Origin of the sequence: Moritella sp. 28 (assembly GCF_018219435.1) — a bacterium.
Lineage (GTDB): Bacteria > Pseudomonadota > Gammaproteobacteria > Enterobacterales > Moritellaceae > Moritella.
This window is the reverse complement of sequence record NZ_CP056121.1, coordinates 2,380,858-2,393,956: the sequence shown is the minus strand read 5'-3', so window position 1 is coordinate 2,393,956 and position 13,099 is coordinate 2,380,858. Positions and strand designations below refer to the sequence as shown.

The 13,099-nt window shown below is 38.9% G+C and carries 12 protein-coding genes and 2 tRNA genes; 7 read left to right on the top strand and 7 right to left on the bottom strand.

The window, feature by feature from the left end:
- Positions 1-240: 240 nt before the first annotated feature.
- The gene (locus HWV02_RS10685) at positions 241-1,473 is read left to right on the top strand and encodes an NAD(P)/FAD-dependent oxidoreductase (RefSeq protein WP_211690447.1); all 1,233 of its coding nucleotides are present in this window, start codon (positions 241-243) and stop codon (positions 1,471-1,473) included.
- An 83-nt stretch (positions 1,474-1,556) separates the two neighbouring features.
- Here HWV02_RS10685 and HWV02_RS10680 read toward each other — a convergent pair whose 3' ends face one another.
- Together HWV02_RS10680 and HWV02_RS10675 are read right to left on the bottom strand one after the other, a co-directional pair.
- Entirely contained in the window at positions 1,557-2,057 is a 501-nt protein-coding gene (locus tag HWV02_RS10680; protein ID WP_211690446.1) for a GNAT family N-acetyltransferase, read from the bottom strand.
- Between the two features lie 106 nt (positions 2,058-2,163).
- The gene (locus tag HWV02_RS10675) at positions 2,164-2,691 is read right to left on the bottom strand and encodes a GNAT family N-acetyltransferase (RefSeq protein WP_211690445.1); all 528 of its coding nucleotides are present in this window, start codon (positions 2,689-2,691) and stop codon (positions 2,164-2,166) included.
- Positions 2,692-2,977: 286 nt separating this feature from the next.
- On the opposite strand from HWV02_RS10675, the gene hmpA reads away from it, so the two are divergent.
- From hmpA to HWV02_RS10660, 3 genes are all read left to right on the top strand, one after another.
- Entirely contained in the window at positions 2,978-4,168 is a 1,191-nt protein-coding gene (gene hmpA / locus HWV02_RS10670) for an NO-inducible flavohemoprotein (protein ID WP_211679611.1), read from the top strand.
- A 95-nt stretch (positions 4,169-4,263) separates the two neighbouring features.
- A tRNA-Val gene (locus HWV02_RS10665) sits at positions 4,264-4,339 on the top strand.
- 21 nt (positions 4,340-4,360) lie between these two features.
- Positions 4,361-4,436: transfer RNA gene (locus tag HWV02_RS10660), tRNA-Val, on the top strand.
- Between the two features lie 232 nt (positions 4,437-4,668).
- On the opposite strand, the gene HWV02_RS10655 is transcribed toward HWV02_RS10660, so the two are convergent.
- Positions 4,669-5,697: a hypothetical protein gene (locus HWV02_RS10655; RefSeq protein ID WP_211679610.1), complete on the bottom strand. Its 1,029-nt coding sequence runs from the start codon at positions 5,695-5,697 to the stop codon at positions 4,669-4,671.
- 345 nt (positions 5,698-6,042) lie between these two features.
- On the opposite strand from HWV02_RS10655, the gene HWV02_RS10650 reads away from it, so the two are divergent.
- Positions 6,043-6,981, top strand: coding sequence for a hypothetical protein (locus HWV02_RS10650; RefSeq protein ID WP_211679609.1), 939 nt, complete (start codon positions 6,043-6,045; stop codon positions 6,979-6,981).
- A gap of 37 nt (positions 6,982-7,018) precedes the next feature.
- Here the strand turns inward: HWV02_RS10650 and HWV02_RS10645 are convergent, their stop codons facing one another.
- The 3 genes from HWV02_RS10645 to HWV02_RS10635 form a co-directional block, all read right to left on the bottom strand.
- Positions 7,019-8,488: a DASS family sodium-coupled anion symporter gene (locus tag HWV02_RS10645; protein WP_211690444.1), complete on the bottom strand. Its 1,470-nt coding sequence runs from the start codon at positions 8,486-8,488 to the stop codon at positions 7,019-7,021.
- A gap of 238 nt (positions 8,489-8,726) precedes the next feature.
- Positions 8,727-9,602, bottom strand: coding sequence for a protease HtpX (gene htpX, locus HWV02_RS10640; protein WP_211679605.1), 876 nt, complete (start codon positions 9,600-9,602; stop codon positions 8,727-8,729).
- A gap of 184 nt (positions 9,603-9,786) precedes the next feature.
- Entirely contained in the window at positions 9,787-9,972 is a 186-nt protein-coding gene (locus tag HWV02_RS10635; RefSeq protein WP_211675281.1) for a hypothetical protein, read from the bottom strand.
- 272 nt (positions 9,973-10,244) lie between these two features.
- On the opposite strand from HWV02_RS10635, the gene HWV02_RS10630 reads away from it, so the two are divergent.
- On the top strand, positions 10,245-11,012 hold the full coding sequence (locus HWV02_RS10630) for an ATP-binding protein (protein ID WP_211679604.1): 768 nt from the start codon (positions 10,245-10,247) through the stop codon (positions 11,010-11,012).
- 127 nt (positions 11,013-11,139) lie between these two features.
- On the opposite strand, the gene HWV02_RS10625 is transcribed toward HWV02_RS10630, so the two are convergent.
- Complete coding sequence (locus tag HWV02_RS10625) at positions 11,140-11,487, bottom strand: DUF2956 domain-containing protein (protein ID WP_211679603.1); 348 nt, start codon at positions 11,485-11,487, stop codon at positions 11,140-11,142.
- Between the two features lie 421 nt (positions 11,488-11,908).
- Between HWV02_RS10625 and HWV02_RS10620 the strand changes: the two genes are divergently transcribed.
- Positions 11,909-12,970 (top strand): CNNM domain-containing protein, encoded by a 1,062-nt coding sequence (locus HWV02_RS10620; protein ID WP_211679602.1) that lies wholly within the window; start codon positions 11,909-11,911, stop codon positions 12,968-12,970.
- Positions 12,971-13,099: the final 129 nt, after the last annotated feature.

Sequence of the window (13,099 nt, the reverse complement as noted above, 5' to 3'; positions counted from 1 at the left end):
TAGCACTGAGTAGTCATAGTGACAACATAAAATACTACAATTATATTTTTATAAAAAGCAAGGAGTTAAATAACCACCTTAGAGCTATAAATCCACCAGCCTAGCTTGATTTATATCAACTATATTTATCGATTTACTTAAAGATTTTAACCAAGTATCGAACATGTGATAAAATCAGCATATAAAATATTTTACTAACTCAATCTGCCGAGCTAATACTCGATATAATAAGGAATTTTTGTGTCTTCAACACAACCAGCACATGTCGTCATTATTGGCGCAGGCCCTTCAGGCTCGCTCGCTGCTGCACTACTAAACAAGCAAGGCATTAACGCAACTATTATCGAAAAATCTATATTCCCACGTTTTTCTATTGGCGAGAGTTTATTGCCAGCGTGTATGGAATCACTTAAAAAAGCCGATATGTTTGATGCTGTCAACGCTGCTGGTTTCCAATTTAAAAATGGCGCTGCTTTTCATGCTTCTGGCAAATACACCGAGTTTGATTTCACCGATAAATACACCGCAGGTGAAGGTACTACATTCCAGGTACAGCGTGGACACTTTGACAAATTGCTTGCCGATTGTGCAGAGCAACAAGGCGTCACGATTAGCTATGAGCACGAAGTTAAAAACGTTGATATTAGGAGTGAAAAACCATTATTAACCGTCTTAGATAAAAATCAAAATAGCTATGAAATAGAAGCTGATTTTATCCTTGATGCCAGCGGTTTTGGTCGTGTATTACCTCGCTTACTCGGACTGGAAGAACCATCAACTCTGCCTCCAAGACGCGCTATCTTTACCCATATTGAAGATAACATTACTGCCACTCACTTTGACCGTAATAAGATCTTAATTTCCGTGCATCCAGACGACAGTAAGGTTTGGTATTGGCTCATTCCATTTAGTAATGGAAGTTGCTCGTTTGGTGTAGTAGGTGAACCAGAATTCTTTGCCAACTATCCTGATGACCACATTGAAGCGTTAAAGCAATTAGCCAAAGAAGAACACAACCTAGCGGCGTTACTTGCACAAGCAAACTACCCTAACGCTTGTGGCTCTATCATGGGTTACTCTGCTAACGTGACTAAGTTGTTTGATCGCCATTATGCTTTGCTTGGTAATGCGGGTGAGTTTTTAGATCCGGTATTCTCGTCTGGTGTGACGATTGCGATGAAATCAGCTGAGCTTGCAACTGACTTATTGATAAAACAGTTCAACAATGAAACCGTTAATTGGCAAACGGAGTATTCAGATACGCTCATGACCGGTGTTAACGCATTCCGTTGTTATGTTGAAGGCTGGTATAGTGGTGAATTCCAAGATGTGGTTTTACACGAAAATCCTAATCCGAAGATCAAACAAATGATCTGTTCGATTTTAGCGGGTTACGCGTGGGATAAAACCAATCCGTTTGTCGCAGAACCAACCCGTCGATTGAAAGTCGTTGCCGAGCTTTGCAAGTCTTAAGTCAATAACGAAACCTTCCTCTGTCATTGAGGAAGGTTAATAATTGAACTCAACAATAATTGAGTCCAAACTTTAAAATTACCCTACAAGAGTTTTTCTATAAGCACTTCATCTATATATTTACCATCTATCTTAGCGTGTTTTTTAGCTATGCCAATAACTTCAAACCCCTGTTTTAGATACGTTGCCAATGCATCTTGGTTATCATTCCGAACATAAGCAAACAATTTCTCATAACCTTTGGATCTTGCTCGTTCAAACGTGGCGTTAAATAAGCTGGATGCAATCCCCTGTCTTCTATAGCTACTATCAACATAGGTGCCGATGATGCCAACATGATCAAAGGCATGGGTATACGTTGCAAAAGGTTCTACGTTTTGAAAGCCTACAACGTTTGATTCTTCTAAGCCGACTGCAACATTAAAGACCCCTCTTTCAGGGAAGTCCTGGACAAATTTTTCTTCCTCTTCAAGTGAAAAGGTTGTGTCGAGAATCGTATAAAGACCAGCCTCTACGATAGGGTTCAATATGTTGATGATTCCTTGTGAATCTTCTTTTTGAACGTCTCTAATTATCAATTTCATTTTGTTCCTTCGCTGTATGAGGTATCCGGCCAAAGCAAAGTAAGTCAACCATTACAGGTGGTTATTAGCGCTTAAATTATCGATGCGTGATACCTATTATTATATGTCAGGCTTGTAATTGCAGCTGGTATATATGTAAGTCCTGATTTTCATTACCTGCATTCATGTAGTTAGGTATTGAACCCACTAACTCCGCACCCGATTTTTTTGCCACACTAATACTCGCAATATTCTTTTCAAGACACCTAAATTCAATTATTTTTGCATCAGTACTCTCTAACAAAAAAGAAGGTAAATGGGCAATGATTTTAATCATGATTCCATTACCATGCACAGCATGTGATAGCCAATAGCCGACCTCAGCAACACCACTCTCAGTTGAAATAGACTTAATAGCAAAGACACCACAAACTTGTGCATTGAATTTTATTTTAAACCATCGAGAACCTGGCAAGCCACTATGTAAACGTTCTACTATGTATTTATGAGCGGATACTTCATCTCGGACGCCATCAACCCAATAGAGATACATCCCTAATTGGGGTCGACTGGATTCAACTAAATTTAATATAGTTAAAGAATCACCTTCCTCTAGAGAAAGTAATTCGATGCCATCTGTAACATTCAATTTCATCTTAACTCCTTTATGAACAACATCTTAGCAATTTCAGGCAACAAGGTAAACCGGGTGAACATTAAACTTAATTCCATTTAGTTCACACACATGCAGTTGTCATTTGGACACCGCGTTGTGTTATTGACAACTAAATACGCGTGTCATAATAACAACGAACTCATAGTAAAAACAATAAACCAATTAAAAACAACAACTTAAAAACTTGGCACGACTACTGCAATAGAACAAACATAAAGATTGATGTAGATCAATTTATTTCACTAACCTATACAAGGTAGCTAATATGTTAACGCAACACACTATTGATATTATCAAAGCGACTGTCCCTGCTGTTTCTGTTCATGCCAATGATATTACAGCGCATTTTTATCCTTTGATGTTTAGAGAATATCCAGAAGTAAAGCGTTTCTTCAACCAAAAAAACCAAGCAGGTAATGCTCAGCCTAAAGCATTAGCTAATGCACTTGTTGCTTATGCAGCTAATATTGACAATCTTTCAGTATTAGAAAAAGCGGTAAGTGTAATTGTAAATAAACATGTTGTTCTTGATATTCAACCTGCGCATTATGAAATTGTTGGCGAATGTTTATTAAAAGCGATCAAAGCTGTTTTAGGTGATGCCGCTACAGATGAGGTTATTGATGCTTGGGGACTTGCATACTGGCAACTCGCTGACCTACTTATCGGGGCAGAAGAAGCTGTTTACTCTGCTAATGAAGAAGAAAAAGGCATGTGGCGTGGTGAACGTGAATTTAGAGTAACTACAAAAGCAGCTGAAAGCGATAACATTATGTCATTCTACCTGACGCCAACCGATGGTGAACCAGCGCCTTCATTCACACCGGGTCAATTTTTGGGCTTAGTATTAAACATTGATGGTGAAGAAACACGTCGTCAATACAGTTTATCTGATTCACCAAACTCAGAGTACTTACGTATCAGTGTTAAACGTGAAGAAGGTGGCGCCGTATCGAACTACCTACACGATCGTATTCAAGCGGGTGACACACTGCACGTATTAGCACCTGCGGGCGACTTCATCCTAAAAGACAACAACAAACCGGTTGTACTGGTAACAGGTGGCGTTGGTATTACTCCAGCAATAAGCATGCTAAATAGCTTAAAAGGCACAGACCGCCCTATTCACTTTATTCATGCAGCAATGAACACCAAGGTACATGCATTCCGTGACCATGTAACAAACCTTGCAGCTGAAAACGAAAACATCAAACCCTACTTCGTTTACAGTGATGCAACATCAGAATGTAAACCAGATGCAACAGGTTTCATCAACTTAGCCATGCTTGAAGACAAAATCGGTGATGATCGTGATGTAGAATTCTATTTCTTAGGTCCAAAACCTTTCATGCAAGCAATGAATGGCTTCGCACCAAAATTAGGGATCCCGGCTGAAAATGTCCATTTTGAATTCTTCGGTCCGTCAGAAGATCTAAATATCAACCCAACTGCTTAGTTTTAAAGCAAAGGACTGATATTATTTAAAAAAGACTTGCCGATAATTTGGATGCGGGCTAATATTTGTCTCGTCTTAACGACATACCAAATTATGCTCGCTTAGCTCAGTTGGTAGAGCGCTAGCTCGACATGCTAGATGTCACAAGTTCAAATCTTGTAGCGAGCACCATTTTTTAATGGTACAAACAACGCGTCCTTAGCTCAGTTGGTAGAGCGCTAGCTCGACATGCTAGATGTCACAAGTTCGAATCTTGTAGGACGCACCAAATAATGAAGCCTTGCTCAATGAGCGAGGTTTTTTTATATCTAAAATTCAGAGTTTGTTATATTTGAAGTGCATCGAGAATAGTTAACATTAAGCTTGAAGGCATTACCACCACAGGTTTTAGCAAAACCCATACACAGCAAACCCGCTAAACCAATTAATGTGCAAACCGGCTTAGCAAAGTTTCAATACTGATCAACACTCTTGGTATTAAGTGTTTAAATCCCGCGCTTTCAAAGCTCAGATAAACAAGAACGACTATCAACACCCGCATCGTTCAAAACACTTAACTGATTAACAATAATCGCTTTTAGTTCAGACACCGCAGCGACATAGTCTGCATCAACGTGTTGCAGAGCTTCATAACCAGGGAAACTTAATCTTAACTTACTCATTTGCTTATCTATGCTGTTAATCACCAAGACTGAACTTGCGTGATAAATTTTAACTAGCTTATCTGCTTTCTGTTTATCAATAATAGATAAACCCTCTAAGATCCCTGCTTCACCCACAAAATGCTCCGCCATTGCAAACTCAACATCTTTATACCATTCGCGCACCGCCAGCAGGGGCACAACATCAGTATTCAACCCCTTGTGATACGTTGCTAAGATCGGTGCTTGTTCAAACAGCTCATCAAAGTGTGCTTGAGTATTAGCGTATTTGATCATGGCTGGAAATAACAGCTTAATGTCATCAAGCTTTAGCTGTTCATTTGTTGCGAGGATTAATGCTTGTTGCTTAGCATTACGCCATTTAGATGAGAACCAACAAAACATCCCTGCATTATCTAAACAGCATTGAAGATTTCTCAGTGTACTCGCAGACCCTAACTTATGAGTATTTACAAACGGCGCGAGTTTCTTATTTAACGGTTTTAAAATGGCTAACAGCTGTTGTAATTCAGCCAAACGAAAGTCCATTTCATAACAATTAAAACTATCATCCCTTAACGACCACAGTGCTTGTGGCGCACTTTCGATAATCTTCACCAATGCTGCAAGCTGTTCGCGACTGGTTGCAGAACCTTGAAAACAAATATGTAACCTTGATGGTAAACTTGTGATTAACGGTGAATAGCTATCTTGCAATTGCTGACAGCTAACGAGAACAGCATCAAGTTCAAGGATCTGGAATTCTATCGCTTCAAGTGTCATCAAGCCCGAGATACCCAAGTTACTTAGCTGTTTAACAGCGCAAGCATGTGAATCGTCGTTTAGTATTTTATCTTGTAGTAAACGATTCGTTTCCAAAGATGACATTATTTTATCCTACTCAATATTAGATTATGCAAATTAACCACATGTTAAGCTTAACATAATCAACTTCAAATATTTAACAGGCTTCAGCTTACCTTATTCCTAACACTTAATCGACCTACTTCATCTTACCCGCTATTCAGTAGCAGAAGAACACACAGCCCTAACACGTCAAGAACCCATTAAATTATTAGATCCAGATCAATTAACAAGAAATAACTAGAACTAAGACTGGCATAGTTGTTGAATGTGAATAATTAGTTATTTAAATATTTATTAAAAACTGTTTAAATGTTGTAGTTATTATTGATGATATAAATTCAGTGAATTCAAAGAAAGTGGTGATCTATGAAGACAAAGCCAGTATTAGACCAATTCATTCAGCGCCACCAGTTGGATGCAAACTATTTAACCCATGCATCAAAAAATTTTTCGAGTGCACTGTTAAGTATCGTAGCGCACCAAAAACAAGCAAAACAAACCTTCCTCGTTGGTATTAATGGCTGTCAAGGTTCAGGTAAGTCAACGCTTGCTGATTATCTAGGTACTCGCCTAAGCACAGAGTTTGACTTAAACGTCGCGGTATTATCACTTGATGACTTTTATTACAGTCGGCATCAGCGCAACGAACTGGCCAACCAAGTTCATCCTTTACTGCGTACCCGCGGTGTTCCCGGCACGCACGACATGAATCTTGCTAATGTGACATTAGATAAGCTGTGTGCAGGCGCAAGCGAAAGCGAACCAGTAAAATTACCGAGATTTAACAAGTTTGCAGATAACCCTTACCCACAATCACAATGGCCAATTGTTGACCGCCCTATTGATGTGATTATATTGGAAGGTTGGTGTTTAGGTGTGCAACCCCAGTTAATGAAAGAGCTTATTTATCCGATCAACAAATTAGAAGCAATAAAAGACAAGTACGGAATTTGGCGCAGTTATGTTAACCAACAATTAAAGCAGAACTACCAGGAATTATATCAACGTATTGATCATTGGATCATGCTTAAAGCACCCAGCTTTAACAGTGTACAAGCATGGCGATTAGAGCAGGAAAACAAACGTCAAACACTTGAAGAAAATACTGGCCATAAGCAAAAAGAAACATTCATGACAAGTGCAGAGGTCCGTAACTTCACCGCTTATTTCCAGCGTATTACCGAGCAGTGTTTAGCCACGCTTCCCAATCAATGTGATTGGGTATATGAGCTAGATAATCAGCGTAACATCGTCAATATCGTGCATCAACAATCGCTAGGCGAAACTGCTACAGATTCAATTTAGCTATTTGCTCACTCAATTTAACTGATTATCACTAAATCTAACAGATAGTAACAAAAAACAGAATAACCGTATAAACGAGTCCTAAACCAGCAAGTCCCATGATAAGTCCCACTCTTGCCATGTCCTTGCTGGCAACTAATCCAGTTGCATACGCCAACGAATTAGGAGGCGTTGAAACAGGTAATATCATTCCTAGTGACGCAGAACAAGCCACCACAACCAGCATCACCAATAATGATAAGTCATCCATCGATGTTGCGACCGCTGCTGCAATTGGCATTAACAAATTCGCAGTTGCGGTATTTGAGATAAAATTTGCCATCAACCAACACACAAAAGACATGACCAAGATAACTAACAAGGCTGGTAACACGGAGTAATCAATCGCATTTGCCATCACTCCCGCTAACCCTGTTTTATCTAATGCAATACCAATCGCAATACCACCAGCAACCAGCCATAACACATCCCAATTAATTAACTTCAATTCTTCTTTACCTATGATGCCAGTTAACGTAAATATCGCCAGTGGCACAATCGCGACAACATAGGTATTCATGCCATGTAGAGCAGTACTCATCCACAAGATAATCGTTAACGCAAAGGTGATATAAACCACGATGGCTTGCCAACTACGTTGAAAGTCACCGCCAAGCTGTAAATGTAAGCTGTCACCGCTAAAGGGAAACAGTTTTTGTAATAACCACCATGCAAAAGCCAGTAGCACGATGACAAAGGGCAAACCAATCATCATCCAATCCAGAAAACTGACATTATAAAGACGGTCTAAATACTGCAGCGCAATTGCATTCGGCGGCGTACCAATCGGTGTCGCGATCCCGCCAAGGTTAGCAGCAATCGGCACACTTAATACTAATGCTTTGACACCCTTTTCTTCTTTCGGCACAGACATCAGGATTGGTCCTAACAAGGACAGCATCATCACCGTCGTTGCCGTGTTTGACATAAACATAGAAAACAACGCAGTGATCATCATCAAGCCAAGCATAATCATAGCGGGTTTAGTGCCAAACGGTTTTAATAATACGTTAGCTAGATTTGTATCCAAAGCATATTTATTTGCTGCAATTGCAAGTGAGAAACCACCTAAAAACAACACAATAATCGGTGACGAAAAGGCAGCGAAAATATCGTTATAATGCATCAGCCCCTCGATATTAGTGGCGGGTTCGATGCCATCATTAAAAAAACGAAAACTGTAAAGCCCTTGATCTGAGAGCATCACTAACTCAAGCGTTATAATTAAAATCGATGTGGCAAAGACAGGCACAGGTTCGAGGATCCACAGCAAGGCAGCAAGGACAAAAATGGCTAATAATCGATGTTGAATAATACTAAGGTTATCAAAGGGTAATTGTGAGGTGGGGACAGAGAGTAAAAACAGCGGAATGCCAAACGCAATGAATAGTTTAACTAATCTAATCATTAACAAATGGCGACCGTTACCGTCAACCACAGGTACTTTATCTACAGTTATGTCCGTCATTAGCTTTAACCTCATAAGCCACTAATTCATAACATATAAAATACACTTTTTTGATATTTATTATTCGTTTGTCTATCACGTTTTAAACGTATAAAAACATTTAATTAACCATAAAGAGTTACTTTGGTTAATTATCTTACAGAAAACAAAAAAGCCCCAAAGGTATAATCTTATTTTTAGTAAGACTATCAATGGGGCTAACTTAGTCATCAAAAATGACTATTTATACGTCCGTAAATTAAAGGTTACGTAATGCGTTAATACGGTTTTGAAGCGGTGGATGGCTCATTAATAATTCCATCATCGTCTTCTTACCTGTAATACCAAACGCCATCATCGAGCCTTCAAGTTGTGTTTCTTGACTTGTTTTTAGACGTTCTAGTGCAGCAATCATCTTCTCTTTACCAACTAGCTTTGCTGCGCCAGAGTCTGCTTTAAACTCACGTTGACGGCTGAACCACATTGTTAAGAAGCTTGCTAAGAAACCAAATAGCATTTCTAACACCATTGATACGATGAAGTAAGTCATAAAGCTACCACCTTCACCCTCGCCTTCTTCATCATCCGATGTGAAACCACTTACTGCATTAGCAATAATACGTGATAAGAAGATAACAAACGTATTCACAACACCTTGCATCAAGGCCATTGTGATCATGTCACCGTTAGCAACATGATTGATTTCGTGGGCAACAACAGCTTCTGCTTCATCACGTGTCATTTGTGCTAATAGACCCGTTGATACCGCAATTAAGGCGTCATCGCGTTTAGCACCTGTTGCAAATGCATTCATCTCGGCAGCATCATAAATAGCAACATCAGGCATGCCAATACCCGCTTGTTTTGCTTGTCGAGTAACGGTTTCTAATAACCAATGTTCATTCGAGTTACGAGGCTCTGTGATGATCTCGCCGCCAATTGAACGTAGCGCCATTTTCTTCGACATCATTAATGAGATTAATGAACCACCAAAACCAAACAATACCGCCATCACCAACAACCCAGAAAGGCTACCTGATTGAATACCGGTAGTTGCATAGATAATGTTTAATACAATACTAAAAACCACCATTACGGCCAGGTTGGTTGCAAGGAATAGCATAATGCGTTTCATATATGTGTTTTCTCCAATCAAAATAGAGTGACATAATATGACAAAATTCAGAAAACGCAAAGAGATGACACTGTAAAGAGGAGTAAAGAATAAAAAATGACCTTTAAATGCTTAATACATCTAAAGGTCCAAAATACAAATGTCGCTGAGTGATGACACTGTATGTACTACAAAATAAAAAAGGTTAATTAACCGCTATATGAATAAGGTCAATAAGCTCTGTTTCTGTCGCAGGTTCACGAGCAAGGTCTAACTCGGGAGCCGCGCCACCACTTAGAGAGTAAACTTTCGAACCACAGTGATCGTAATGATACCAGGTACCATCAATACACACGTCCGTGTAACATTTAGGATTGCGTAATAATTCCATCTTACCGCCTTTTACTCATGTGTGAATCACTTTACATGCTGTTCACATTAACTATAAACGCATAGACTGATACCAGCCATTGATACAGATCAAGTTACAATTAGTTTAATGCTTTGTTACCATTTTATTTCGCTAACTTGCAACACAGGCACGCGTCATTTATCATCATGGTGCTTAATATCCCACTATACACTCACTAAATACGATTACCTCATCAGTGAACTAAGCTTAGACATTAGGGCTTACAAGGCTATATAAAAGGTTAAAATACGATGGATATTAATGGTACCTGTATTTCACACACTGTCGATGAACACGGTCCTATCTACGTTTATGAAACAAGGACGAGCCGGATCCTCAGCTTTGATAGGAAGATCTATCAAAGCTACATGAAGCTGAATAATATTAATGGATTAGCACTCGGCTACACACAGGCTATGATGACGGGTTTATTGTTTATCCCTATACTAAAAACAGTCTCGATTATGGGACTCGGTGCAGGCTCAATGGCAAAGAACCTACTCAGTAGTTTCTCCGACTTAAACGTACACGTGGTTGAATACCGTGAAGCAGTAGCGAAGACCGCAAAAAAATATTTTAGCTTGCCCGACACTGACCGCCTCTTCATTCATATAGACGATGCTGTTAACCACATGAAAAATACCAACATGAAAAGCGACATTATCTTTTCAGATCTATACAACTCAGCAGGTATGGAACCAAAGCAAATACAGTCATCCTACTTGTCTGATTGTAAAAGTGCACTCAACGAACAAGGTGTCCTTGTACTCAATATTTGGCATACGACTCTTAAATCACGTCAAGAGTTAGATGAATTACTCGCACTTGAATTTGAAGGCCGACTACTCAGCTTCGAAGTCGAAAGTGGAAATACAATCGTACTCGCATTCAAAAACAACATCCCTTCAATAAAAAGAGCAGAGCTACTGACTAAAGGTAAATGGCTGCAGGAAGAAATGAACATTCCGATGGAACGTTATGCTGAATTACTTTGGGATACGCAAAATTTATCAGGATAGCAAGCTAACAACACCCACTATGTATACAAATAGGTGTCGCTGGATGACACCTATTCTTATACTAAATATAAGATTTAATGCTGTCTGTAACCGATGTCGCGAGCTCACGGATTAGGTAGCAAAACGATTAACCTACTTTAAGCACACCAGTTTGTACAAGATAACCTGCAAAACCAGCCCAGCTTAGTGCTAATAATGCCCAAGGTAATCGACTTGAACTTGATTTTGTTTGTTCAATTTCAATCTCTGCTTCATTTTCTTTTGCTACTGCCGCGGTATTAGATCTAATTTTTTGTTTTTTCTGTTTATCAAGTTGGCGAACTTTAGCTTTATGCTGTTTTTTGTATTCGGCTATTCCCTTTTCAATACCTGCCGCGATCAATTTAGTCTGCTCTCTGCTTTGACCTGGTTTTTTAATACCGTTAGCAATGCGTGTCGATTCAGTTTGCACTTCTGTTGATACTTTCTGTGTCATGGATTTTTCACTCTTAATTCAGTTACCTTGATGATAAATAACTCAGGTCCATGTTGCAAGTTTGCAAGATTACATTCCAAGTTTCCGATGATCTATTTCTGGAAAACCGTGCAGTCATGCTCTCATGGAATATGTTGAAAAAAATAATCAAGTTTTACCAAGTTAACTTATTAAGGGGTCAATTCTGCTTAGAATTATTGCTTAGCATTATTGCACTAAGCCATTGTTGGACATAAACGTGTTAGAATTATTGTACTAGCTGATAGTAATACTCATTATTTTTTGTTGGGTAAGTAAAGATACTCAACAGTTAACTATAAAATTTTAATTGATGTTTTATATGAGTGATGTTGTACGTTTAAAACGGAAGTGACATAGTTAACATAAATAATTTGCGGATTCCGTAGCAAAAGGGGAAGTTATGTTTCTTCTAGGATTGTATTTATTTATTGCCTTATTTTTTTCATTCTTGTGCTCTATTGCTGAAGCTGTTTTGTTGAGTGTGTCTCGTGTACACATTGCCATAATGGAAAAAGAAGGGCATAAAGCAGGTGGAATTCTACACGTATTAAAAGAGGATATTAATAAGCCGTTAGCAGCGATCCTAACTCTGAATACAATTGCGCATACGGCAGGTGCCGCAGGAGTTGGTGCTCAAGCAACAGTGGTTTTTGGAAACTCTTCACTGGGTATTGTTTCAGCGGTATTAACTTTACTGATCCTCGTTTTTTCAGAGATAATTCCTAAAACACTGGGCGCTTCGTATTGGAAGGAGTTGGCCCCAGTCACCGCTTACAGTCTGAAGTTTCTGATTTTTGTATTGTATCCGTTTATCAAAATGTCGGAAATTATTACCCGTAACATTCAGGGTAAGGAAGACTCAGCAGGTTTTAATCGCAATGAATTTACCGTCATGGCACAGTTAAGTGCCGAGGAAGGTCATATCGATAAGGAAGAAGCCACCATATTACAAAACCTGCTGCTATTACAAAAAATTAAGGCCAATGATGTGATGACACCAAGCACAGTGATGCTTTGTGCTTCCCAAAATTTAAAAGTAGAAGAGTTTTTTCATAAATATAAGAAAGCTCGATTTACCCGAATACCCATTTATGACAAAGATCCAGATGACATTGTTGGTTTTGTTATCCGCTCTGATCTGCTATTGGCGCAGGCTCGCGGCAATAAAGATACCCGATTAAATAACTACCTCCGAAAAATGCCAACTTTTCTGGATGTTATATCTTTATCTCATGTCATGAAGGAATTATTATCTGGTAAAATCCATATTGCGCTAATTGTAAATGAATATGGTACTGTTCGGGGAATATTAACACTGGAAGATATCTTGGAAACTCTGATTGGTCGTGAAATTATCGACGAAGATGACAAAGATATTGATATGCAAAAATTAGCAAAACGCTTATGGAAAATCAAAGCTAAAAAATTCGGCATTACACCAGGCAATACCAGAGCTGATTAGATTATCTATTCATCCCCACTAACCATAAGATCGTTATTCGCGGTGGTAATGTTGGAGCAGTAAATCAAGGCAAGTTTATCTCGGGATTAAAGATATCAACAATGTGACATTTTAAACTTGCCTTAACAT

What these genes read in the sequence shown, in the direction of transcription:
- HWV02_RS10680 (WP_211690446.1), bottom strand. Translation starts at nt 2,057, where the DNA reads ATGAAATTGATAATTAGAGACGTTCAAAAAGAAGATTCACAAGGAATC.
- HWV02_RS10645 (WP_211690444.1), bottom strand. Translation starts at nt 8,488, where the DNA reads ATGACGGACATAACTGTAGATAAAGTACCTGTGGTTGACGGTAACGGT.
- HWV02_RS10625 (WP_211679603.1), bottom strand. Translation starts at nt 11,487, where the DNA reads ATGACACAGAAAGTATCAACAGAAGTGCAAACTGAATCGACACGCATT.
- hmpA (WP_211679611.1), top strand. Translation starts at nt 2,978, where the DNA reads ATGTTAACGCAACACACTATTGATATTATCAAAGCGACTGTCCCTGCT.
- HWV02_RS10655 (WP_211679610.1), bottom strand. Translation starts at nt 5,697, where the DNA reads ATGTCATCTTTGGAAACGAATCGTTTACTACAAGATAAAATACTAAAC.
- HWV02_RS10635 (WP_211675281.1), bottom strand. Translation starts at nt 9,972, where the DNA reads ATGGAATTATTACGCAATCCTAAATGTTACACGGACGTGTGTATTGAT.
- HWV02_RS10650 (WP_211679609.1), top strand. Translation starts at nt 6,043, where the DNA reads ATGAAGACAAAGCCAGTATTAGACCAATTCATTCAGCGCCACCAGTTG.
- HWV02_RS10620 (WP_211679602.1), top strand. Translation starts at nt 11,909, where the DNA reads ATGTTTCTTCTAGGATTGTATTTATTTATTGCCTTATTTTTTTCATTC.
- HWV02_RS10675 (WP_211690445.1), bottom strand. Translation starts at nt 2,691, where the DNA reads ATGAAATTGAATGTTACAGATGGCATCGAATTACTTTCTCTAGAGGAA.
- HWV02_RS10630 (WP_211679604.1), top strand. Translation starts at nt 10,245, where the DNA reads ATGGATATTAATGGTACCTGTATTTCACACACTGTCGATGAACACGGT.
- htpX (WP_211679605.1), bottom strand. Translation starts at nt 9,602, where the DNA reads ATGAAACGCATTATGCTATTCCTTGCAACCAACCTGGCCGTAATGGTG.